Source organism: Limnospira sp. PMC 289.06 (assembly GCF_032350395.1).
Classification (GTDB): Bacteria; Cyanobacteriota; Cyanobacteriia; order Cyanobacteriales; family Microcoleaceae; genus Limnospira; species Limnospira platensis.
In genome coordinates this window covers 43,024-67,279 of the sequence record NZ_JARPLC010000013.1, presented here as the reverse complement: position 1 = coordinate 67,279, position 24,256 = coordinate 43,024, and the positions used below count along the sequence as shown (strand labels likewise).

The window sequence follows — 24,256 nt, the reverse complement described above, 5'->3', positions numbered from 1 at the left end:
TGATTAAGTTGTGCTTATTGACTGAGTAATCAACCTATTGACAGAATTATTTTCCTGTGCTAGGACTAGATTGTGAGTAATATCTGAGTAATTAGGTACGACTATCGGGTTGAGTAATAACCGCTATCGCTGTCAGGATAAGGGTTTATAGTTAACACACTTTGACAGATGCTAATTGCATAGGTAGCCTATAACCCCTATTCTACCGTTACTTAGGTGTTACTCAAAACCATAGCAGGATCCATCAATCTGTAGCCATAAAATAACCCCTAGGGGTTTAATCTAGGGGTGTTAATTTATGAAAGGTTGACGATTAGATTAATCTATCTGATAGATAACTCCAAGGAATAATTTAGCTTCAGAGCTATCAATATCAACCCCTAACGCTGTTAACCGTTCTATGGCTACATCCAATGGTATAGGTAACTTAGAGCATCCTTTGAGAACTTCTAACGTAGCGTCAATGCCTTCTGTTTTATATTTACCTTCATTAACGATTGTGCTATGACCCATAAGTCTAGCTCGTAACTCGATAGGTAGTCCATACTTTTCACCTAACAGGTTGTACAGTCTACGAAAAGCATATTTCTGGGTTACCGGGCATTTCATAGAGGAAATTTTTTGACTAAACATTACGTCAAAGCCTCTAACTATGCTTTTGGGTTTACTGCCTTTTCTAGGGGTATATTGAGGCAATAAAGGTTTTTTCAATTCCAGAAACTCAAACATTTCAGGGCTGGGAACTGGAGCAACAATCCTTCCCCCTGTTTTAATACTCACTTTCCGACCTTCTGCGTCAGTAAAGTAAACATAGTCACCTAGCACCAAGTAATTATCCTGATTATCGGGGTCTGACAGTGCTTTGATAGTGATACCATCATCCGTTACAAATGGCTTAGTTAGATTAACGGCGGCGGCTATCTCAGTAGGTCTTAACCCGTACATTACCGCCATACCAGTCACCCATAACCAGTTATGTCGAGATGATTGATGTTGGTGATTTTTAATAGTATAGGCTTCTTGTTTGGTTTTAAACCACCAATCCTTAAATACATCAACAGCTATCCGTTGTTTCTTTCTGAATTGTGTTTGTTTGGCGTTAATAGGCTCAAGCTGTTTAAGCAAGTGTTCTTTGTTAGGTGATTTCTCAGCTATGGCTTTTAAGATGTAGTAACGTTCCTTGAAGGTTTTGGAGCCTACTAATTGTTCTCCATTCTGCAAGGGAATATATAGCATAGCCTTGAAACTCTCCCAGCTAGGATATTCATCCCAATTAGGAAACAACTTGAAATATGTCCCTTTAGTAGACTCGTAAGATGCTAAGTCGCTAGCGATATCGCGGGAACGTTTCCTTCCTGTGTTGCGGTTGTACCCCGCAAAATACTCATCCTCAATTTGTTTAAAGATGTCCCGGTAGGTTATCAGATTATTCTCAATCTGATTTTTCCCTAGGATGGTTTTATCGTACCAATCCCAAAATTCACTAGCGCTAGTGATAGTCCCTAGGGCTTCTGATACCAGTTTAGCTTTCTTGACTCCATCAATAACCCCTTCTGGAGTACATTCAAGGTTAGCCGTTTTGGGTAGCCGTTTCCCGGTAGATGGTTGCTTAAACTGCAATAGTAGATTGTACCTAGCCCCGGACTTTTGTAGTTTGAGTGTCACTCCTTTGGGACATTCCCCTTTAAAGTCTTGATAGGCTTTCAAGAATCTAGCGTAACTCTCATCATAGTTACCCTTTCCCCCTACTGTAGGGGTATCAGTAGCGTTACTCATTTTTTACTCACTTGTTATCCTGCTATGGTTTTGAGTAACACCTAAGTAACGGTAGAATAGGGGTTATAGGCTACCTATGCAATTAGCATCCAGGTAATATCCCAAGTTATCTGCTATCACCATCCCATCTAAGCCGGCTTCAAACAAAGCCAATAATGGACTATCCGGGGTCATCAGGGGTCCGGTTAACTGACGTTTAACTCGATGAGACGAATAAGCAGCAGATAAAACCTGGATTTGATTGGAGAATATCATAATGGATTAAGTTGACATAGGACTTTTGGGCAGACTCCGCAGTTGCCTGTGCCACTTATAGGGACTAACTAGGAGTCATAGTTTCATGAATTCTCAAATTTTCGGACCCTTAAAAATCACGCGCAAACACGATTATCATTCAATTATGGCTCAAAATATTTCCAGTCGCCATAGGTGGCATAATTTGGATCTATTTTCGGCCCCAAATACAAATAATCCCCATCTTGATACCAAGAGGGGATTAGCAACAATATCTGAGCAACAACCGATAATCTCTGATGCTGTTATCTGGGACAAACAGAAATATTGTTAGCGTTCAGAAGAATTCTGCCAGCAGAACGTTGATTAATTAACACTGGGTTTCCTGTATCAGTTTTAATGATCAGGGGATCAAGTCTCTTACATTCCTGAACCCGTTCGCCCCATTCCTCAACCCGGCGGGTATATTCAGCGCGGACGCGGGGAATATTATCTAGGGTAATGCCGGCAGGAATTGGTGGGAGATTAGGAATAAATACTTCATCGGTGATCACTGCATCACTTCTGATGTTGCGGTTAACTCCTAATTCATACATAATCGGATAGCGGAAAGCAGCCGGGAGAGTCCTCAGAGGATAAGACAAATCGGGCAAGCTGTAGTATCTGGGGGGAGTAACTCTGCCTGTTTGCGGATCTGGTCGCTGGTATCTGATATCAAAATCTGATGGAGTTGTGGGAACTCCAATTTGGGCTAAGGCTTTGACAGGCATGAATGCTGTAATCAGCACACACAGCCCACCTAACAGTTTAGACTTCATTAAACTCATCTCCTCAAAATCACCTAGTGGTTTGCCGAGCCATCCTACAGGCTATTGCCCTAGGATTCCAAATTCCTGAGACTTTTGCCAGAGGTATCTCGGAACTCTAGCAAATTTTACCTCAGATATCAACTGATATTATTACTGGAACCAAACTATTGTCCCGGATATCTATTTATTCAGGATTCCTAACGATCGCATTACCATAGCCAGTAGCCACTATAAGGCCAAATCTGATAAATTGTTTATCCTAACCAAAATCATCACCAAATTATCTGCTCAAGATCCATCTATGACATCCAACAACGACTCGCGCCGCCTCGCCAAATTTAGGGGCTACCGGGAATCTATCACGGTTAAACCCATCACTAGCCTCCAGAGAAAAATCGGCATTTGGGTATGTGGGCTGATTCTCGGATTCGTCCTTAGCCAAACCCACGCCTATTGTGCCGCAGCAGGCGATCGCATAATTTCCGCCATTACCAACCCCCCACAACCGCCACCCACCCCAACCCAGGTAGGGCCGGATTTTGAACTCAGCCAAATTCCCCTACCAAACCCTTTTGAAACCGCCAGCAACAGCCCCCAAGCCAATCAACCCAGCCATCAACGGGAATTTAGGGGAGTATGGGTCGCCTCGGTAGTTAATATTGACTGGCCCTCAGCTTCCAATCTATCGGTAGCCCAACAAAAATCTGAACTCCTAGCTATCCTTAACCGGATGCAGGAATTAAACCTTAACGCCCTAGTCTTGCAAATTCGCCCCACTGGCGATGCTTTCTATCAGTCCCAAATTGAACCCTGGAGTACCTGGCTGACGGGAAGACAAGGGCAAGCCCCTAATCCCTTCTATGACCCCCTACAATTTGCCGTTGAAGAATCCCACAAGCGCAATATTGAACTCCACGCCTGGTTTAATCCCTATCGCGCCCGCATGGGTTCAGAAAGGGGTCCTTTTGCACCCAATCACATGGCCGCGGTTTATCCCCAATACGCCTACCGCTACGGCGACCTAATTTGGATGGACCCTGGTGCGAAAGAAGTACAAGACCGCACCTATAACGTGATTATGGATGTTGTCCGGCGCTACGACATAGATGCGGTTCACCTGGATGATTATTTTTACCCCTATCCCAAACCCGGAATTGCTTTCCCGGACGGACAAACCTACAACGCCTATCGAGCGGCTGGGGGTAATCTCTCCCTGGCTGACTGGCGGCGAAATAATGTCAATCAGATGATATTCCGCCTATATCAGGGGATTAAGGAAGTTAAGCCCTATGTCAAATTTGGGATTAGTCCCTTTGGTATTTATCGCCCTGGAAAGGCTCCCGGAATTGTGGGTATGGATCAATATGAGGCGATTTTTGCTGATGTCAAATTATGGATGGATAGGGGATGGTTAGATTATCTCTCTCCCCAACTCTATTGGCGCATTGACCCCCCACAACAGAGTTATCCGGTGTTATTGGATTGGTGGGTACGAAATAACCCCTTCCAACGCCATATTTATACGGGCAACTTTCTCAGTCAATTGGCTAATGGTTGGCCTGTATCTGAGTTTCAGCGACAAGTCCAAATTTCTCGCCAAAAAGCTAATCAACTTTCCCTGGGAAATATCTTTTTTAGTATGAAGATGTTTCGGGATAATCAAAGTGGCGTTAATGAGGTGTTTAAATCATCTGTTTACCCAACTCCCGCCCTGCCGCCGTCTATGCCTTGGCTAGATAATGAACCACCACAACCCCCAACGGGTTTACAAGCTGCTTCGGGGATGATTTCCTGGAATCCATCTCCTGATAATGATATCCGGTCTTGGGCTTTATACCAGCAGTTTACCAATGGTTGGCAGTTGGTGCGTGTCATCGATCGCAATACCACAGCCGTCAGTGTCTCACCAGGAACCTACGCCCTGCGAGCGGTCGATCGCATGGCTAACGAAAGTTCAGAGGCGATCGTTAATGTCAGTTAATTTCTAACTTCATCAAGAGGCGGGTTAATTAACTGAATTGGTCACCGTTGACCCTTACCAGATAACCCGCCTTTCCTATTCCCACTGCCATATCTATGACTTTTATCTCCACCGATTACGCGATATTCCTGTTTCTTATATTCCTGATTTATTGGCTAATACCCTGGCGCACAGGCAGATTAATCATACTATTAGCAGCCAGTTTAATATTTTATGCCTCCCTACAAATTCAATATATCCCCCTGCTTTTACTGTGCATTTTCTTTAACTTTGGTTTAGCCCTCTCTATCGGTGAGCCTTTAGAAGACTGGCAAATTGCCAATAGTTCCTTCAACCGTCGCCGCCTGATTTTATTGTGGATTGGAATTACCATCAACCTCCTACTATTACTAGGCTTTAAATATATTCCTTTTCTGCTCAATATCATTGGCGGCATCTTCAATAATAATCAGATTCAAGATGCAGCGGTTTGGGTAAGTTCCTATATTGTACCACCTTTAGGATTGAGTTTTTTCTGCTTTGAAATAATCGCCTATTTAATAGATGTATATAGAGGCGCACCCCCCACCAATTCTTTACTAGAATTTACCAGCTATAAATTCTTATTCCCCAAATTCATTGCCGGCCCAATTACCCGCTATCATCATCTCAAAAATCAATTCCAAACCCTGCAATTTCCCACACCAGAAAAAATCACAGATGGTTTATGGTTGCTGGCTATGGGCGCAGTCAAAAAAGGAATTTTTGCCGATCGCATTGGTATTTTCGTAGACCTAAGTTTTGAAAACTTACAACGGGCTGGAAGTGGCGACTTATGGCTGGCTACAGTGGCTTATGGTTTACAGCTTTATTTAGATTTTACCGGCTATGTAGACCTAGCCAGAGGTACAGGATTACTACTAGGATTAAACTTACCAGAAAACTTTGATGCTCCCTATTTTACCACCAGTATCGCCGATTTTTGGCGACGATGGCATATCACCCTAGGGGACTGGCTGCGAAATTATCTATATTTTCCCCTAGGAGGGTCAAGGGTGGGACTCACGCGCACCTGTCTCAACTTACTAATTGTCATGTTAATTGCGGGAATTTGGCACGGCGCAGCCTGGGGGTTTATTTTATGGGGGGTATTACACGGGGTAGCTTTAGTCATTCACCGACTGACAGACACCCTATCTAAACAGTTATCAATAGAGTGGATTTGGCTAACTTTTCCAGGTATAATTATCAGTTGGTTTATCACCCAATTAATGGTTTTTTGGACTTGGATTTTCTTCAGACTTCCTGACTTAAAGGATTCATTTTGGGTAGTGCAAAACCTTTGGGGCACCCGCGCCGACATTCAATTTGCCCACCTAGTTTATGTGGAGGCTCTAGGAGTTGAAAGAATTGATTTAGTCAGGATTCTAGTTGGGGTAATCATAGCCATGGCGATCGCCACCGCATTTCGACGGGGTTTAAAAGTACAACTCAACTGGCCGATTAAGTTAATTTTAGTTCCCCTGTGCTTTTTCGCGGTCTTATTATTAGCCCCAGAAGGTGGTTTACCCTACATTTATTTTGACTTTTAAGCCCCAGGACTCCCCCCCAGTGATACCCCAACCACATCGCCAGAAATTAGGAATCTTGATTAAGTTTTAAAACCGCCATAAAAGCCTCTTGGGGAACATCCACCGACCCCAAAGCCTTCATCCGTTTTTTACCCTTAGCCTGCTTCTGGAGTAATTTCTTTTTACGGCTAATATCACCGCCATAACACTTAGCTAAAACGTCCTTACGCAAAGCTGGTATATGTTCACTAGCGATCACCTTAGAACCGATCGCCGCTTGAATAGGGACCTTAAACTGATGGCGAGGAATCAACTCTTTGAGTTTTTCCGCCATTCCCCGTCCGACATTATAGGCTTTATCCCGATGAACAATCATCGCCAGGGAGTCTACAGTATCCTTATTAATCATAATATCCAGCTTAACCAAAGGATTCTCACGGTAGCCGACAAAATGATATTCCATACTGGCATATCCCCGCGATCGCGATTTCATTTGATCAAAAAAGTCCGTCACCACCTCAGCCAAAGGAACCTCATAAACCAAAGTTGTCCGCCCCATAGTCAGATATTTCATATCCAGAAAATCACCCCGCCGACCTTGGGCTAATTCCATCAAAGTACCCACAAAAGTCTCTGGGGTAATCATTTCTACCCGCACATAAGGTTCCTCTATTTTCTCGCGGTGATTAGGTTCGGGTAATTTACTCGGGTTATCAATCATCAGCACTTCCCCAGTATTAGTGGTCACCCTATAGACCACAGAAGGAGAAGTGACAATCAAATTTAGGTCATATTCTCGTTCCAATCTCTCTTGGACAATTTCCATGTGTAGTAACCCCAAGAAACCACACCGGAAACCAAACCCCATAGCACTAGACGTTTCAGGTTCGTATGACAAAGAAGCATCATTTAACTTGAGGCGATCGAGGGCTTCTCGTAAGTCGGGAAACTGGTCAGCATCAATAGGAAATAACCCACAAAATACCATGGGTTTAGCCTCTGTGTATCCAGGGAGAGGGTTATCCGCCTGATTTTTAGCCATAGTAATGGTATCACCAACCCGGGCATCTTCCACAGCCTTAATCGCCGCACCCAGATAGCCGACTTCCCCGGCGTGCAATTCATCAACAGGGGTTTGAGTGGGGGCTAATACTCCTAACTCATCAATTTCGTATTCTTTACCAGATGCCATTAAACGAATGCGATCGCCTTTTTTAACCGTCCCGTCCATGACCCGAAAATAGACAATCACCCCACGATAACTGTCATAATAGCTATCAAAAATCAACGCCCGCAGTTTCTCGGATACGGTATCCTTGGGAGGCGGAACTAATTTGACAATAGACTCCAAAATCTCCCCAATACCAATACCTTCCTTAGCAGAAGCGCGGATCGCATCGGAACAGTCTAAACCAATAATTTCCTCAATTTCCCCAGCGACCCGTTCAGGTTCAGCTCCAGGTAAATCAATTTTATTGAGGACTGGGATAATTTCTAAATCATTCTCCAAAGCTAAATAGACATTAGCCAAGGTTTGCGCTTCCACCCCTTGGGAAGCATCCACAACTAACAGCGCTCCCTCACAAGCAGCCAAAGAACGGGATACCTCATAGGAAAAGTCCACATGGCCAGGAGTATCGATCAGATTCAAAACATATTCCTGACCATCTTTGGCTGTATAATTCATCCGAGCGGCCTGGAGTTTGATGGTAATCCCCCGTTCCCGTTCAATATCCATGGAATCTAGGAACTGTTCCTTCATCTGGCGATCAGCGACAGTCCCGGTCTGCTGAAGTAGGCGATCGGCTAAGGTAGACTTACCATGATCAATATGAGCAATAATCGAAAAATTACGAATCCGAGTTACAGGAACGTTAGTCATAAGGGGTAACTTTTTAAAACCAGTCAGTGGGAGGATGGGTGCTTAACGTATTTTAACAAAAAATTGGCGACCGTAGCGATCGCACCCACAACTGATCAAACCAAAATCCGGTTATAGCCTTGTAGCGGACAAAATAAGCCCCCAAAATGCCATATACAGCATTTTCTGAGGCTCAAGTTTTTGGATAAACCATCTAAGGTTGTTTTTCCAGTTCCGATTTCATCTTTTCTAGGGTCATGTGCATTTGTTGGAACATCTGGTCAGGGGTAATCCCAAACTGGCCTAGTTGAGTTTTTAACTGTTCCATAGTCATCTGGGCCATGAAATCCTCAGACAGTTCAAACCGCTTCATAAAGATACGGTAACGATCCATCATCGATTCCATATTCTCAATAAACAGTTTTTTGCCCTCTCGGTCAAATTTCCCATAATCGCTTCCCAGTTGGATTAAAGACTGATAGTCCTCAAATAACTGTTTGGCTTCTTGCTGTACAATCTCAGATTCAAAGAAACTCATAATTGGTTAAATCTTTTATACAACAGGCGATCGCGATTCCTTAACCCAGGAATTGCTCCTATATTTTGTCTACAATTGTAACACCGAAATCTCGGCTACTGTACCCCCCAAGGGTCGCAATTGCCGTACCACTTCGGGCTATAATCCTTATAGACAAATTTTATCTTAGATCGGCCCTAATCGTTTCCAAGGCCAAAAACGCCAAGCCGCCCTACCAATAATGTTCTGTTGGGGTAAAAATCCCCAGATGTGGGAATCATTGCTATCGTTGCGGTTATCTCCCATGACAAAATACTGTTGGTCAGGTACCAAATTCGGTCCCCAATCATACTCAGGAGGTTCCGCGATATACTCTTCTGCGATCGGATCATTATCTAAATAAACCTTACCGCCGCGAATTTCCACCAGTTGACCTGGTTCACCAATAATACGCTTGATAAATGCTTGGTCTTTGGTGTAGCCTTGAACCCTTAACTGTCCAGGTGGCGTAAAAACAATAATATCCCCAAACTTGGGAGGACTGAATCTATATAAAACCTTTTCTACCACTAAGCGATCGCCAATTTCCAAAGTCGGGAACATTGAATCCGACGGAATATAACGGGGTTCAGCCACAAAAATGCGCATTAGTAACGACAGACTCAAAGCCACCGCCAGAATCACCAAATTTTCGCGAAACTTACCCCCTTTAGTGGTTTCATCAGGGGGTAATGGCTTGGTTTCGGGTTTGGGTTCGGGTTTTTGGTCCTGGGATCTCATCTTATTGATTCAGTCCTCTGATTTAGATAACTTAGGCGATTTGTGATGGTGAAAACGAATCCCTAGGAAAATATCATACATAAAACTCCAGAAGTCCTTACCATTAAGCAATCCCAAGGTTTGGGGAGACCCTTTCGCATCTAACAGAGGTTTAGTCGCTTCGTAGGCAGGTTTATACTTATACCAGGGAATTGACGGCCACAGATGATGGATCAAGTGGTAGTTTTGTCCCAAAATCAAAATATTGAGGATCGCACTAGGATAAACCCTGGCATTTTTCCAGCGATTGCGTTCTTGAAAGGGACGATGGGGCAAATAGTCAAAGAATAACCCCAAAGCCAATCCTACCACCAAAGCCGGAGTAAACCAGAAGTTGAGAATATAGCCCAAGAAATCATAGTGAACCCCTAGGGCGACAATTCCCACCACTACCATGCGGCTTAAAAACCACTCCAGTAACTCATATTTGCGCCACAGTCGCCGCCGGAAGAAAAAAATCTCGTGATAAAAAAATCTGGCCGCAATTAACCACAACGGCCCCCCTGTGGAAACAAAATGATCAGGATCGTTGTCTGGGTCATTAACATGGGCATGATGTTGGATATGGACCCGGGTAAAAACGGGAAAGGCAAAACCCAACATTAAAGCACTACCATGTCCTAGAATCGCATTCAGGGTGCGATCGCGGTGTGCAGAATTATGGGATGCGTCATGAATTACTGTCCCTGCTAGATGTAGGGCTAGTACATTACACACAAAACAGAACCAATGAGGCCAGTGCCAGCACCAGTAACCTAGAGTCGAACTAATGACGATCGCAATAGCCCCTAAGAACATAAGGAGGGTTATATTTAAACCCCCTTCCGGGACTAGGAAATCTTTCGGAACCGTCAGCAGCTTCTGGCCCTCCGACATTATCGTTTGCACTCCTTGAAGTTTGACACCTGAATATTTTACGCGAGTCCTGAGCAACTGTAAATATTTGTAAACAAAATGAGTTGCAACTTTGCCTAAGAAAATATCACTACTTTACCTGAAGGAGGAAAAAAATTCCATGTTTACACAATTCAAGTCTGGTTGGCGTAAATTTTCCCCCATTTTCGGGGTGATCAGCTTATCCTTAGCTATGCCTCTGGTAATCAATCAGGGGGCGGCCACAGCTAGGCCCCTGTCCATAGGCGATCGCCATTTTAGTCCTTCCTGGTCTCAGATTACCGACCAACTCGGTCTTCCTCGGATTAATTTTCCCCAAAACCCAGAACCAATCCCTACACAAACCTCTATTCCTCCCCAGCAAGAAGAGACAGTTCCCATCCCTCAGGTAGAAGTAGAAACAGAAACCTCCAATATTCCCAGGTTCCGCTGTGAAGTGGTCAACGGTCAATACACAGTCATGTATTATCCCGTCAGCCAACCAACTCAAGGCTTCCCTTGGGCGGTTCCTGGTGAAATGGGAGGCGGTTGGACTCCTCAACGTCGCTGTCAGGAAATTAGTAGCCGTCTGGAGTCCTATCGCCCTGATGGGTTGGTGGCTTTACAGACCGCTGTAGAAAATGGCCACAACACTGTTTGTGCTACCACCGAAGATATCCCTCAATGTCGGATTGTCCTGACGGTTCCGGCTGGCGAAAGTGCCGAAGTCGTGCGCGATCGCATTTTTCAGAATTTGTTAATTGCTGACAGCGGACAGAGTACCCAGGGCGTTGTGACATTGGTCAATGAACGCTCAACCCTTGGTACACTCGAAGGCATCATTCCCAGGAGTTCGTCTAATCGCTCCCAAGGGATTCTGTTAAAACCCTTCCTAGACCCCGCAGACGGTGGCACTGGAAATCGCCTGAATCGCCGTTTCTTCCGCTAAGAACCCCTTAACCCCCAAAATCTGGGGGTTTGGGGTCCGGTCTGGATGCCAACAAGTTACCCATTAGGTTTTGAAAGTTGAGTGTTTGGGGAGCGTTAGCCCACAGCGTCATATTAGCGAATCCGATCTAAAGCCCGCATTCCTCCCCAACGCTCCACAATTTTGTCATCATAATCATCAGCAATTTCTAGCACCGCATTTACCGAAGATTCCAGTTCTATTTTGTCGCAGGTTGAACCCACGATGGTATGCTCGAACAGAACATCACCATTATCATCAATGCCAAAGGCTCCAAACCGCATATTGCTGTTTTCCCGCAACAGAAACCGCATCAGGTCTGGGGTAAGTTCTGTTCCCGTCACCACATAGGAACGAGTGTTAATAATTGCCTCATCTGTTCCCCACGGAAAAACAAACACCTCTACCAGCGCTGATCCCATAAACAGAGCCAGTCCCGGCACATCCTGTCTGGCACAGGGAAATTTACCGTAAAGTTCCCTCATCCAAGTAGTAATTTTCTCATAACAGGCTTCCTGCATAGCACTCTCGAATTTCATCGGCTTCTCCCTTTCAGTATATTGATCATAGTTTTACCAAACAGTTGTGCCAGAATCTCCTCACCACAACTTTTTTAGTGTTAGTGCGTATTAATGGCGACCAACAAATCATATCCCGACAAGGCAACAGCAAGGCAACCATGATCTCTATCTGACAAGTGGCCACTTTGACTAACACTCAGCCCAAGTCCTTTTGGATTACGGAAAATCCGGGATTTCAGTGGTCTGGTTGTGGTATATTAAACACAATCGTGCGATAAAAAAGTTAAGGTTCGGGCTATGAGCGAAATTTTTACAGGCAGTCTTATTGAACCCGTGTTACTCGTGTTAGGTTCGGTGGGGTTTTTCTTTTTTGCCATTCAAGCCTATCGCCAACTGGAAAAATGACTCCTGCGTTGAGAACGGCAGGGTAAAATCCCTTCCTCAATCTCCTAAACTTTGATCAATAGTAAAGCAATACAATGGTTATAAATGCACAGGACGGAAAATCTTTAGATGTGTTTGGGGTAGGAAATGCCCTATTAGATATTCTGGCCTTTGTCGAAGATGATTTTCTGAAAACTCACCAACTAGGTCGTGGTGGTATGACTCTGATGGATGCTCACCAACAGGGTACTTTATTGCAAGAGCTGGAAAATAGCCCACTGAAATTAAGCTGTGGCGGTTCGGCTGCTAATACCATGATGGCGATCGCTCAAAGTGGTGGAACCGGTTATTTTGCCGCTAAAGTCGGTTCCGACACCAACGGCGAGTTTTACAGACAAGACATGACCGCCGCCGGAATTGAGTTTGGCGTTAAATCAGCCACAGAAGAACAGGGACCCACAGGAACCTGTTTAGTCCTCACCACCCCAGACGCAGAACGCACCTTATGCACTAATTTAGGCGTATCTATTGCTCTGTCTCAAGCTGATATCGATTGGGAGCAATTGCGCCGCAGCCAATATGTTTATATTGAAGGCTATCTCTGGGATGCTCCTGAACCCCGCCAAGCCTGTTTAGATATCCTCCAACAAGCTAAGAGTCATAATGTTAAGGTCGCTCTCACCTTCTCTGACCTCTTCCTAGTCGAACGACACGGCGACGAACTGCGACAATTATCAGCAGAATATGCTGATGTGATTTTCTGTAATGCAGATGAAGTCAAGAGGTTTTGTCAAGAAACAGACCTAGAAGCCTGTGCGCGTCAAATGTCTTCCTTAGCGGATCTAATTTTTATTACTAATGGCGGTCAAGGCTGTTTAGTTGTCCAAAATAAAACCATTACCCCGGTTTCTGGTTTTCCGGTTAAGCCTATTGATACTGTAGGCGCGGGGGATGCTTTCGCCGGCGGTGTTCTCTACGGAATCACTAACGGATTAACTACTGAGGAAGCAGCTCTCTGGGGGAATTATCTAGGTTCTCAAATTGTACAAGTCCGGGGTCCTCGTTTATCAGAATCTTATAGCTCGCACCTAGAAAAAATCATCGGGCGCTAATTGGATCATTGATAATCGATAATTATCCTGTAGGGGCGGGTTCCTACTCTCTCCCTAGCCCCGGACTACAGAGAGAAGAATATCTATCTTGTTTGTACTCGGTCTAAACCCCCCCTAATTCTGATTAAATTGTAACTTCCTCAGTTTCTCCTTCCCCGTTTTCAGCTTGTCCGCCACCACGATACAGAATTGAAGCCACTACTTGATCAGCCTCTGCAATAACTTCTACACCCTCTGGGAGTTTGAGTTCATGAATATGCAGTGCATCACCAACTTCTAGTGCAGAAACTTCTACGTCAATAGCTTCGGGAATATTCCCCGGCTTGCAGTTAACTTGCACTTCAGTGATTACTAGATCGAGCATTCCCCCACTATTTTTAACTCCCATGGGTTCGCCAATAAAGTTTAGGGGAATAGTGACTTCCACACTTTCGAGAGTTCCTATGGAGAAAAAACTCAGGTGATAAGGAAAGCCTTTCCATGGGTGAGTTTGTACTTCCCGCAACAAAGCCTTACCAGCCCAGGATAAATCGGGAATATTCAGTTGAATCAAGGTATGATTCACGGCTCCCTTTTTCATGAGATTTTCAGCGGTTTTGGCATCAATGGTCAGTTCTTCAGATTCAGCCCCTTTATGACCATAAAGAACGGCGGGAATTAGACCCTCACGGCGTAAAGCTCTAGGCTTAGAACCTGACGGGCGCTTCTGACATTTTACAGTAATTTCCATGATAATTTCCTACTAACTAAAGTGTGATGATTTTTGGGACATTTTAACTCAAAAATACTGAGCGTTGGTCGGTGAGCGCAGTCGAACCGCCACTCCCGTAAAATTTGAGTAATCAGGTTAAGATTGATGCTCTACGGGTTGACCTTTGGCATCTAATAAAGCTCTTTTCGGTCCGTGAATGGGGTCTTCGACAATAATGGTTTGATCGCGACTAGCTCCCAGAGAAACAATGGCGATCGGAACCTCCATTAATTCTGCTAAGAACTTGAGATAATCAAGAGCTTGTTGAGGCAAGTCTTGTAAATCGCGACATTCAGCCGTAGATTTTTTCCATCCTGGTAAGGTTTCATAAATTGGCTGACAGCGAGCAAACTTGCGACCATCACTAGGGAAATCTTCGCAGCGTTCACCATCAAGATTATAGGCGACGCAAACTTTGATCTCGTCTAATTCATCCAAAACATCAAGTTTGGTAATAGCCAGACAGTCCAAGCCATTAATACGCACCGCATAGCGACCAATCACCCCATCAAACCAACCACACCGCCGTTGTCTTCCGGTGGTGGTTCCAAATTCCGCGCCGCGATCGCATAATACCTGACCAATGCCATCAACCATTTCTGTGGGAAAAGGTCCCTCTCCCACCCTGGTAGTATAGGCTTTGGCCACACCAATCACCCGATCAATCATGGTTGGTCCCACACCAGCACCCACACAAGCGCCACCCGCCACCGGATTAGATGAGGTGACATAGGGATAAGTGCCATGATCTAGGTCTAGTAGGGTTCCCTGGGCTCCTTCAAATAAAATATTGTGCCGTTTCCGCACGGCATTATCAATTTTCAAGGAGGCATCAACCACATGGGGACGCAGGCGTTCTGCATATCCCAGATATTCTGTGATCACTGCTTCCGGGTCTACCGGGGGCAGATCATAGAGTTTTTCGAGGAGGACGTTTTTATATTTAATTGTCCATTCGAGTTGCGATCGCAGACTTTCCGAGTCCATCAAATCAATCACTCGAATCCCCGTCCTTTCTGACTTATCAGCATAGGTCGGACCAATACCTCGCCCCGTTGTCCCAATTTTACGAGTTCCTCGGCGTTCCTCCGATGCCTGATCAATCAAACGGTGATAAGGCATCGTCACATGAGCCGTTTGAGCAATCATCAGTTTAGCGGTAGAAATGCCAAGTTCTTGTAGTTGGTCCAGTTCTCCAATCAATATTTTGGGATCAATCACCGTCCCCGAACCGATAATGCACTCGGTATCAGGATACAAAATTCCCGATGGAATCAGATGCAGTTTAAAGGTCTGGCCGTTGACTACAACGGTATGACCCGCATTCACTCCTCCTTGGTAGCGAACCACAACATCAGCCGATTTGCTGAGGAGATCGGTAACTTTTCCTTTTCCTTCGTCGCCCCACTGGGCACCTATTACGATTACGTTAGCCAAGGGACTCTTACGCCAAGCTACGGTTTACACAAACTCCTATTATCTAATGTCCATTGGTGTCATGTCAAATACTTCGCTGGGCAAATCTCCGCTAATCACCTTAGAACCTGCTTATCCTCGGCTTAACCAGAAATATCACCACCCTAATTCCGACCAGGGACACAATGTAAAGTTTTGTAAAAAAATGAGTTTTTGTAAAATAAGCTACAGAAATTGTTGTATCTTAGTAAAAGAGGAGTATAAGTAATCAGCCCAAACTCTCTTTTTCCCATCAAATACCCCATTAGGGATTTTGATCAATTTAAAAAAAACCCTTTAAAGTTCGTCTGCTTCTCTTTTATTAATTAGACTGATTGCTTTTGACTTGTTATCAATCAACTTCTCAATAAACTCCGTAATTGTTGCCAGTTAGCCACCTTGACTAATCATCAACAGTTGGGGATAGTTTTGGCTGCCTAAAAATCAGCCAATTCGGTTTATTTAAAATTATCAATCAGGATGGCATTACCATGATTAATAATCTGAATGAAGTAAATATAAACTTATTAAAAAAAGTCGAGAAACTTACTGGCATGAGCCAATTTGAAGCAGAAGTTGCCATCGATAGAATCACTAAATCAACCCCATCTGGGTTCATAAAAATCAAAAACCTTGAACGAGAAGGCAAAACTACCCCCGACATTCAACTGGTTAATAATTTTGTGAACCGTATGCCTCCCTACCAAGGCACTATTTACCGTGGCATCCCTTTTAGTAAATTAGAAAAGCTGCAATCTTTTCTGACACTGATTCAACGAAATGGTGGATATACTATTGACTCGATGACCAGCTTTACCTCCGACGAGTTAGTAGCGGAAGATTATGCTTATTCTGCCTATCCAGTAATCATCAGGATTAAAAATAACATTTCTGGCATATCAATTCAAGAGTTTTTAATTTACAGCGAAAATGAAATCATAATTCCCAAAGGAACGAAATATCGTGTAACTCATTTACCGAAAGTAATTGAACCAGAAGAAATTTTATATATTGACATGGAAGAAATTTAAAATCATGCTCTAGGGGTGGTTTCTGGTAAGTGTTCCCCCACCCGTAGAGACTAAGGAAGCGCCCGATCATATCACCCGCCCTTATTGCTTATAAATCTGATCAATTAACCAAATTGAGGCAACAATACCGACAAAGTGGGCTAGAATGGTGTGATTGCTGGCGAGAACAACAATCAGATCTAGGGGTTGGATAAAGTCGCGAACAGTACCGGTTCCGAATACTAACTGGGAAGTAGGTTGAGACAGGGCTTTAGCAAATAATACCCCACCGATCGCCTCTGCCGCAATCAGGGTGAGAGTCATTCCCACCAAATTACTAATTAGGGTAATGCGAATTTGCTTAATAGTGTCAGCGCGGGAAGGTCGCTGCGGTCCACCCTCTCGTAAGCGTTTAGATAGGCGAGTATAAGCATAGGCTTGATAGGTACTGAACCCCAAGACGAACAACCCCGCGACGGCAAAAAAGAAACCGCCGCTAGTCCCGGCGGCTGTACTTCCGCCGCCTCCGGTAGTTTGGGCGGCTACGGCCGCAAACAATAGGATAATGCCAGAAATTACAGCTAGGACAAGCTGCGCCCAAAAACAGATCCATCCAGCCCTACGGAGAGCAACAGCAACTCGCTGGACGGACGCAGGTAAAGCTGGGGGTTCAGATGGATTAGACATTGTTTGAGGCTATATTTTGACTTGGCCAATAGTAGATCATCAGTTCCGCGTCTGTTTTCCTATTATCCAGGATACTGTTTTTGGGTCAATCGTCAATCTAGGAAATTAGGCGATCGCCTTCCCGGGAAACGATGTCACAATGAAGTTCGATCAAGAGCTATATTAACCGTGTCAGACCTGCTGGAAACCACCAACACCTATTTACAAACGGCCGTCGCCCCTGTGGCGGCTGAAATAGATCGCCTACCAGAAGCATTAAAGCAGGCTTGGCGGGGGTTAGGGAAACTAGGAGTTCTCACTTTACGGGTCCCACCCGCCCCAGTCACAGCAGAAACCTTCGCCCTATTCACCGAACAAATAGCGCGCTATTCTGGGGCTTTGGCATTTTTGCAGACCCAACATCAAAGCGCGGCGGGGATGCTATCCCTAAGTGATAATTCTATCCTCCGAGAGCAATATTTACCTGAGATGAAATACGGAACCGTTGGGGTAGGAATTGGTTTTTCTCACTTGAGACGTTCTGGAAAGCCAATGGTGACAGCATTAGAGGTTGAGGGAGGGTTTAAACTTAACGGAACAGTTCCCTGGGTGACAGGATCTGGCATTTTTGATCAGTTTATCCTAGCGGCGAGTTTACCAGATGGGCGGGCGGTGTTTGGGATGGTTCCTTTTCGGGATACTCAGGAAATTCTGGGAGAAATTAGCGTGGGTGTAAATAAGTCTCTTTGTGCTATGACTGCGACTAATACGGTGACAGTGACGCTGACCGATTGGTTTTTATCTTCTGACCGGGTGGTGTCTATACAGCCTGTGGGGTGGATACACGAGAATGATCTAAAGAAGGTATTACAGCCCAGTTTTTTCGCCCTGGGCTGCGCTAGGGCGGGTTTAGATATTGTTGAGAGGGTTTTTGAGCAAAAACAATGTGCTTTTATTGAGTCAGCGCTGGAGTCGCTAACAGAAGAGTTGGGAGGCTGTCGGGGGGAAATATTGGCAGCAATTACCGACGGCAATTATAGCTTTTCTGACCAGGTAAGGTTACGAGGGAGGGCGATCGCTTTAGCGGTAAAATGCGCCCATGCTGCGGTGACAGTATCCAGTGGCGCGGCTAATTTAAGTGATCATCCAGCAGAGCGGGTTTATCGGGAAGCCCTATTATTTACCGTTTCCGGTCAAACTCAAGCACTAATGCAAGCTACATTAGAGAATTTCGATAATTGTTAATTATCCATTATTTGGCTTCCATCCAATTAGTCCCGGCGTGAATATCTACCACCAACGGAACTGATAAAAATAGACAATTTTCCATGGTGGATTTAATCTGATATTCGAGTTCCTCCCATTCTGATAAGGGAACTTCAAAGACCAGTTCATCGTGAACTTGTAATAATAGTCTGGCTTGGTAATTTTTGAGAATTTCAGCCAGTTTAATCATCGCTATTTTAATAATATCAGCACTTGAACCCTGAATAGGTGCATTAGCGGCGGCGCGCAACATTTGTTCATCTTGGTAGTTAAGGCGATCGCGATCGCGTCCTTTTAAACTTTCAAAATAGCGCCGCCTCCCTAAAATAGTTTCCACATAACCCTGATTAATAGCCGCCAACTTTTGGGATTCCAAATACTCAAAAACCCCCGGATATTGAGAGTTAAACCTATCAATAAACTGTTTCCCTGCCGTCGCACTGACCCCCACTTCCCGCGCAAATCTTTGAGCCCCCATACCATAAATGACCCCAAAATTAATAATCTTTCCTAAGCGCCTTTCTTCTGGTGTAATTCCATCCCTATCAAACAGTAACTTAGCCGTCAAACTATGCACATCTTGATTAGTATTATAAGCCTCTATTAATACCTTTTCCTGGCTTAAATGTGCTAAAATACGCAACTCAATTTGAGAATAATCCGCCGACACCAACAGCCAGCCAGACTCAGGAATAAATGCTTTTCTAATTTGGCGAGAAAACTCGGTGCGGATAGGTATATTCTGTAAATTTGGGTGAGAAGAAGACAGACGACCCGTGGAGGTAATCGCCTGATTAAAGTCTGTATGAATGCGACCCGTATCACTTCGCACCAACTCGGGTAAAGCATCCACATAGGTAGATTTTAATTTCGATAAAGTCCGATATTCCAGGATAGAGTTAATCACTGGATGGTCATGTTTTAACTTTTCTAAAACTGTCGCATCTGTAGAATATCCGGTTTTAGTCTTCCGGCTTTTTTTCCGGTCTAATTGTAACCTATCAAATAACAACTCACTCAATTGTTTGGGCGACCCTAAGTTAAACACTTCTCCAGCGGCTTGATGAGATGTTTTTTCCAGATTGTCCAAGGTTTCGCCTAACTGCTGTGATAGTTGATTAAGGTAGTCTGTATCAATCCTAATACCCTGAAACTCCATCCCGGCTAAAATCGGTTCTAGGGGTTGTTCTACCTGTCTCAATAAATCATTTAATCGCGGTAAATCTTTGAGAATATCCTGCATTTTTTGGGTGATTTGAAAGGTGGTAAAAACATCTAAGCCGCAGTAATTGGCGACGGTGTTAATATCTAAATCCGCAATAGTTTTGCCTTTGGGGACTAACTGACTATAACTCTGGGCGACTATTCCTAAATCCGGTAAATATCTTAATGATAAATCTGTTAAATTGTGGGATGATTCAGGATTGATTATATAGCTGGCTAACATGGTGTCAAAAACTACCCCTTTTAAGGTGATTCCTTGACTCCGTAAAATCAGGCGATCGAATTTGGCATTCTGCAAGGTTTTCGGATATTCTTCGGACTCTAAAATGGGGCGCAAAGCCTCCAAAACTTGCTCTATATTTAACATTTCACCCTGGGTATGATTTAGGGGAATATAAGCCAGGTCGGATAATTCCGAACCCCAACAACAGCCAATTCCTACTAAGTTCGCATCCCTAGGTTCTAAGGATGTAGTTTCTGTATCCCAGGCGACTGGTTTCTCTGGGTTAATATGGGTTTTTAGGCGATTAACTAATATGGCTAAGGCTTCGGGAGTTTGGATGATTTGAGGATGAATAGAAGGGGCGATCGCTTTAGTTTCTAAGGTAGTATCCTCAGCACTAAAAAACCATACATCCTCATCCTCATTATTGTCATTATTCTCCGAAATCTCCAACTCTGTGGGGGGACTTGATGCCGAAATACTTGAGTTAATCTCCACATCAAATAATCCCTTAAATTGTGATTGAAGCTGATTAATTTTATTAATAAATCCGTGAAACTCTAACTGCTTGAGTAAAGGGATAAGTTCCTGGCTATCAAAACCCTGAAGTTGGCAATCTTCCCAATTAATATCTAGGGGGACATCACAGATAATCCTCGCCATTGTTTGGGAATGATAAGCCAATTCTTGACCCTGTTTAAGTTTATTGGCGATCGCCCCTTTGATTTGATTAACTGATTCATAAATACTATCTAAAGAACCATATTCCGCCAATAATTTAACCGCCGTTTTTTCGCCAATACCTCGGACACCCGGAATACAATCAGACTTATCCCCACACAATGCTTTATAATCAACTACCTGTTCTGGTTTAATACTTAATTTTTCATAAACCTGGGCGGCGGCAAATTCCTGGGGACTGCTACCCTTTCCATGGCTTAAATGTAAAACAGTAATCTGTTTTTGCTCATCAATTAGTTGAAATAAATCTTGATCACCAGATAAAATTTTCACCTGATATCCGGCGGCGCTTCCCCGATTTGCCAAAGTTCCCAAAACATCATCAGCCTCGTAGCCAGCCACCGAAAAAATCGGGATACGGAACCCTTCTAATAATTCTTGGAGGTTATTGATATCCTCAATAAAATCTGCCGGAGTTTCCGCGCGATCCGCCTTATAGTTAGCATCAGCTTCATGGCGAAAAGTGGGTTCAGCCCGGTCAAAAGCGATCGCCACTAATTCCGGTTTATAGGTATCGATAACCTCCAATAAAGATTTAATAAAGCCAAAACAGACACTGGTAGGAATTCCTGTAGAAGTTCGCAGTCCCCCATTACGACTTTTCCCGAAAGCATAGTAAGCACGAAAAGCCAAGGAATGGCCGTCAATGAGGATTAAAACCGGAGAGTTAGAAGACACGGGCAAGCCTTTGTGTAACAATATTTTGGTAGATATTTATAATACCAGGGGCGGGTTAATCAAAAAAAACACGGGTCAATCCGAAATCGCCATTAACCAGACCCCCACATTTGATTATAATTGACAGCGGTAGGCAAAGGTAACTCATGGACTGGCTGGAATTTTCCGATAATTGGGTGTTAATTCCCCCAAAACCAAAAGCGATCGTACATTTTCTGGGTGGGGCGTTTGTAGCATCAGCCCCCCATATAACCTATCGTTGGTTATTAGAACAACTAGCGTTACAGGGATATGCCATCATCGCTACACCATTCATTAATACCCTTGATCATGGAAATATGGCGCGTGAGGTATTATGGACCTTTGAGGATGGCTTAGAAGACCTATTTGCAGCCCAGAAACTGCGACGGCGGGGGTTGCCAATTTATGGCATTGGTCATAGTATGGGGTGCAAGCTGCATCTACTTATCGGGTCCCTGTTTGAAGTCGAAAGGGCGGGAAATATTTTGCTCTCTTTTAATAACTATGCCGCCCGCCAGTCAATTCCTTTGGTAGAACAGTTATCATCGGTGATTGATGTGGAATTTACCCCGACCCCACAGCAGACCAATTCCCTAGTTGGCGATCGCTATCAAGTCCGGCGCAACCTGTTGATTCAATTCAGTAACGATAAGATCGACCAAAGCACCGGACTCTATCAAATTCTCAATGGCAGATTTCCCGGACTGGTGACACTCCAGCAGTTGCGAGGTGATCATCAGACCCCCCTAGCCCAGGATCTCAGTTGGCCACGAGGAGAATCATTTAGCCCCCTAGATGCGATCGGACAATGGCTTAAACACGAAGTCTATAAAGACCTATACCAGCTTAGACGGGAAGTCCTACAATGGCTTAACCCTCTCAGTCCAGTCAAAAATATTTGATGATCGCTAAACAGTTTCTGTGAGGATCAGACCGCCGATAATGAAACTCGTCCGCAATATCTCGCATTAGCATCAACCCCCGTCCTCCCGGTGAACCGTGATGGGTTTTTGATGACATCTCTAGCAGTTTGGTCTCTAAATCAAAGGGTTGACCGCGATCAAAAATGCAGATTTTAATACTATTGTTAGACAGACTGACCTCGATCTCAATGGGAACATCTGCCGCCAGTCCCTTGTGTGCGTGTCGCACAGCATTGGTAAATCCTTCTGCTAATGCCAGTTGACAGCGCAGCCAGACTGACTTAGGAATTGATGGCGGCTGTAATTTGCCAAACCATGCTAAAACATCTGCCAACATATCCAAACTGGTTGCCGTTTCCAGGCAGAATGTAGAAGGCATAGGTTGGGAACCTTCAGATTTAATCACTTTTCGATAGGTGCGATCGTCGAGCCATCTTGTAATTAGACTATACTCTATCTTGAATGTTCTGTATAGGATTAGTTCATTCTCATCTAATATAGCCATCCCCGGTGAGATGCTCTGGGTGATCCTAATGGTTAATGATCACTTGGCTTGACCGTCCCTCTAATTGTTTAAACTCAGCGCCCATGTTTAAAATTTTAGTGATTGATGATGATACCATAATTCGAGAACTGCTCAAAAGAACACTCAAAAAGCAGGGTTATGATGTGGTGGTAGCTAGTAATGGCGAGGAAGGCATAGAAAAGGCTAAAGAATTGCGTCCGGCTTTGATGATTTGTGATTGGATTATGCCTCGGCTGACCGGAATTGAAGTATGCCGACAAGTTAAGGCTATGCCGGAATTATCAACTACTCAGTTTTTTTTACTTACTTCTCTGACCGCTGTTGACGATCGCGTTAAGGGTTTAGATGCCGGGGCTGATGATTTTCTGTCTAAACCTATTGAGATGAATGAGTTATATGCTAGGGTGAGAGCCGGTCTGCGACTTCATCAACTTAGCCAAGATTTACAAACTCAAAAACAGTTATTGGAAACTGAGTTATCCGAAGCCGCCGAATATGTGCGATCGCTACTTCCTGAACCCCTAGAAGAACCTGTGCGTATTGAGGCGAAATTTATCCCCTCTCGTCAATTGGGCGGAGACTGTTTTGATTATTCTTGGCTGGATGCCGACCATTTATCTATCTATTTATTAGATACTTCTGGTCATGGACTTAGGGCGGCATTGCCCTCGGTTTCCGTGTTGAATTTATTGCGATCCCGTGCTATCCCTAATATTAACTATTATCAGCCTAGTGATGTATTGCGATCGCTTAATACTACCTTCCAAATGACCTATCAAAATGATAAATATTTCACCATTTGGTATGGCGTTTATAACCGCATTTCCCGACAATTAACTTACTCTAGCGCTGGGCATCCTCCCGCCATTCTACTATCTGGAAAAAACCCCAATAATCTACAATTTCAACAGTTAAAAACCCCCGGAATGCCTGTAGGTATGTTCCTAGAAGCTGCCTATATTGACGCTTCTTGTCACGTCGAAAAAAACAGCAACCTTTATATTTTTAGTGATGGAGTCTATGAAATTCATCAACCCGGTGGTAATATTTGGGGAATGGATGCCTTTATTAAACTTTTAATGAGAAACAATAACTTTAAAACCGGGAGTTTAAATAGCATCTTAGAATCCGTCCAAACCATCAACTTTGACCATCCCTTTGAAGATGATTTCTCCCTTATAAAAGTTAGTTTACCCTAAAAAATATGTGATTATTTGGCATGAAAAAATATCATATTTTGATGGTTATAAATTTTGATAAAAACCGTTGAGCCTGCATAATATCAACATCAATTACACAGACCCAAATATCTATCCCAAAACCAGTTTTTTATTTCCCAAAACCCCGATTAAAAACTCAGAGGATGAT

Annotated in this window: 21 protein-coding genes; 8 read left to right on the top strand and 13 right to left on the bottom strand. The window is 44.0% G+C overall.

The genetic code is table 11. The annotated features are described in order from the left end of the window. Window positions 1-318 precede the first annotated feature (318 nt). The 3 genes from P5674_RS05095 to P5674_RS05085 all read right to left on the bottom strand — a co-directional run bounded on the left by P5674_RS05095 (window position 319) and on the right by P5674_RS05085 (window position 2,828). Entirely contained in the window at window positions 319-1,776 is a 1,458-nt protein-coding gene (locus tag P5674_RS05095) for a recombinase (protein WP_315669842.1), read from the bottom strand. Window positions 1,777-1,839: 63 nt separating this feature from the next. Further along, entirely contained in the window at window positions 1,840-2,031 is a 192-nt protein-coding gene (locus P5674_RS05090; RefSeq protein ID WP_006616474.1) for a hypothetical protein, read from the bottom strand. A gap of 284 nt (window positions 2,032-2,315) precedes the next feature. Continuing rightward, window positions 2,316-2,828: a hypothetical protein gene (locus P5674_RS05085; RefSeq protein ID WP_006616475.1), complete on the bottom strand. Its 513-nt coding sequence runs from the start codon at window positions 2,826-2,828 to the stop codon at window positions 2,316-2,318. Between the two features lie 241 nt (window positions 2,829-3,069). On the opposite strand from P5674_RS05085, the gene P5674_RS05080 reads away from it, so the two are divergent. Both P5674_RS05080 and P5674_RS05075 read left to right on the top strand, forming a co-directional pair. Then, window positions 3,070-4,800 carry a family 10 glycosylhydrolase gene (locus P5674_RS05080; protein ID WP_315669841.1) on the top strand — a complete coding sequence of 577 codons (1,731 nt, stop codon included), beginning with the start codon at window positions 3,070-3,072 and terminating at the stop codon, window positions 4,798-4,800. A gap of 95 nt (window positions 4,801-4,895) precedes the next feature. Further along, window positions 4,896-6,371, top strand: coding sequence for an MBOAT family O-acyltransferase (locus tag P5674_RS05075; RefSeq protein ID WP_315669840.1), 1,476 nt, complete (start codon window positions 4,896-4,898; stop codon window positions 6,369-6,371). Window positions 6,372-6,417: 46 nt separating this feature from the next. On the opposite strand, the gene lepA is transcribed toward P5674_RS05075, so the two are convergent. From lepA to crtR, 4 genes are all read right to left on the bottom strand, one after another. Next, window positions 6,418-8,232 (bottom strand): translation elongation factor 4, encoded by a 1,815-nt coding sequence (lepA, locus tag P5674_RS05070; RefSeq protein ID WP_006622093.1) that lies wholly within the window; start codon window positions 8,230-8,232, stop codon window positions 6,418-6,420. Window positions 8,233-8,425: 193 nt separating this feature from the next. Further along, window positions 8,426-8,749: a DUF1825 family protein gene (locus P5674_RS05065; protein WP_006618001.1), complete on the bottom strand. Its 324-nt coding sequence runs from the start codon at window positions 8,747-8,749 to the stop codon at window positions 8,426-8,428. Between the two features lie 165 nt (window positions 8,750-8,914). After that, complete coding sequence (lepB, locus tag P5674_RS05060; RefSeq protein ID WP_315669838.1) at window positions 8,915-9,508, bottom strand: signal peptidase I; 594 nt, start codon at window positions 9,506-9,508, stop codon at window positions 8,915-8,917. A gap of 9 nt (window positions 9,509-9,517) precedes the next feature. Beyond that, a complete protein-coding gene (gene crtR, locus P5674_RS05055) occupies window positions 9,518-10,423 on the bottom strand; it encodes a beta-carotene hydroxylase (RefSeq protein WP_014277520.1) in 906 nt (301 codons plus the stop codon). 139 nt (window positions 10,424-10,562) lie between these two features. Here crtR and P5674_RS05050 point away from each other — a divergent pair, with 139 nt between their 5' ends. Beyond that, on the top strand, window positions 10,563-11,369 hold the full coding sequence (locus P5674_RS05050; protein WP_014277521.1) for a COP23 domain-containing protein: 807 nt from the start codon (window positions 10,563-10,565) through the stop codon (window positions 11,367-11,369). 113 nt (window positions 11,370-11,482) lie between these two features. On the opposite strand, the gene P5674_RS05045 is transcribed toward P5674_RS05050, so the two are convergent. Next, the gene (locus P5674_RS05045; RefSeq protein WP_006618005.1) at window positions 11,483-11,926 is read right to left on the bottom strand and encodes a T3SS (YopN, CesT) and YbjN peptide-binding chaperone 1; all 444 of its coding nucleotides are present in this window, start codon (window positions 11,924-11,926) and stop codon (window positions 11,483-11,485) included. 461 nt (window positions 11,927-12,387) lie between these two features. Here P5674_RS05045 and P5674_RS05040 point away from each other — a divergent pair, with 461 nt between their 5' ends. Next, on the top strand, window positions 12,388-13,404 hold the full coding sequence (locus P5674_RS05040) for an adenosine kinase (RefSeq protein WP_006618006.1): 1,017 nt from the start codon (window positions 12,388-12,390) through the stop codon (window positions 13,402-13,404). Window positions 13,405-13,528: 124 nt separating this feature from the next. Here P5674_RS05040 and P5674_RS05035 read toward each other — a convergent pair whose 3' ends face one another. Both P5674_RS05035 and P5674_RS05030 read right to left on the bottom strand, forming a co-directional pair. Continuing rightward, window positions 13,529-14,134, bottom strand: coding sequence for a 50S ribosomal protein L25/general stress protein Ctc (locus P5674_RS05035; protein WP_006618007.1), 606 nt, complete (start codon window positions 14,132-14,134; stop codon window positions 13,529-13,531). Window positions 14,135-14,251: 117 nt separating this feature from the next. Continuing rightward, window positions 14,252-15,592, bottom strand: coding sequence for an adenylosuccinate synthase (locus P5674_RS05030; RefSeq protein ID WP_006618008.1), 1,341 nt, complete (start codon window positions 15,590-15,592; stop codon window positions 14,252-14,254). 572 nt (window positions 15,593-16,164) lie between these two features. On the opposite strand from P5674_RS05030, the gene P5674_RS05025 reads away from it, so the two are divergent. After that, window positions 16,165-16,641 carry a hypothetical protein gene (locus P5674_RS05025; protein ID WP_286167380.1) on the top strand — a complete coding sequence of 159 codons (477 nt, stop codon included), beginning with the start codon at window positions 16,165-16,167 and terminating at the stop codon, window positions 16,639-16,641. A gap of 81 nt (window positions 16,642-16,722) precedes the next feature. Here P5674_RS05025 and P5674_RS05020 read toward each other — a convergent pair whose 3' ends face one another. Beyond that, window positions 16,723-17,307 (bottom strand): DUF3611 family protein, encoded by a 585-nt coding sequence (locus tag P5674_RS05020; protein WP_006618010.1) that lies wholly within the window; start codon window positions 17,305-17,307, stop codon window positions 16,723-16,725. Window positions 17,308-17,475: 168 nt separating this feature from the next. Here P5674_RS05020 and P5674_RS05015 point away from each other — a divergent pair, with 168 nt between their 5' ends. Continuing rightward, the gene (locus tag P5674_RS05015; protein WP_315669837.1) at window positions 17,476-18,531 is read left to right on the top strand and encodes an acyl-CoA dehydrogenase family protein; all 1,056 of its coding nucleotides are present in this window, start codon (window positions 17,476-17,478) and stop codon (window positions 18,529-18,531) included. A gap of 7 nt (window positions 18,532-18,538) precedes the next feature. Here the strand turns inward: P5674_RS05015 and polA are convergent, their stop codons facing one another. Then, window positions 18,539-21,418 carry a DNA polymerase I gene (gene polA, locus P5674_RS05010; protein WP_051659764.1) on the bottom strand — a complete coding sequence of 960 codons (2,880 nt, stop codon included), beginning with the start codon at window positions 21,416-21,418 and terminating at the stop codon, window positions 18,539-18,541. 146 nt (window positions 21,419-21,564) lie between these two features. Here polA and P5674_RS05005 point away from each other — a divergent pair, with 146 nt between their 5' ends. After that, entirely contained in the window at window positions 21,565-22,341 is a 777-nt protein-coding gene (locus P5674_RS05005) for a DUF1350 family protein (RefSeq protein WP_006616796.1), read from the top strand. Here P5674_RS05005 and P5674_RS05000 read toward each other — a convergent pair. Then, window positions 22,328-22,867 carry an ATP-binding protein gene (locus tag P5674_RS05000; RefSeq protein ID WP_006616797.1) on the bottom strand — a complete coding sequence of 180 codons (540 nt, stop codon included), beginning with the start codon at window positions 22,865-22,867 and terminating at the stop codon, window positions 22,328-22,330. The two genes, P5674_RS05005 and P5674_RS05000, sit on opposite strands and share 14 nt — an antisense overlap. Window positions 22,868-22,950: 83 nt before the next feature. Between P5674_RS05000 and P5674_RS04995 the strand changes: the two genes are divergently transcribed. Continuing rightward, window positions 22,951-24,087 carry a PP2C family protein-serine/threonine phosphatase gene (locus tag P5674_RS04995; protein ID WP_006616798.1) on the top strand — a complete coding sequence of 379 codons (1,137 nt, stop codon included), beginning with the start codon at window positions 22,951-22,953 and terminating at the stop codon, window positions 24,085-24,087. Window positions 24,088-24,256: the final 169 nt, after the last annotated feature.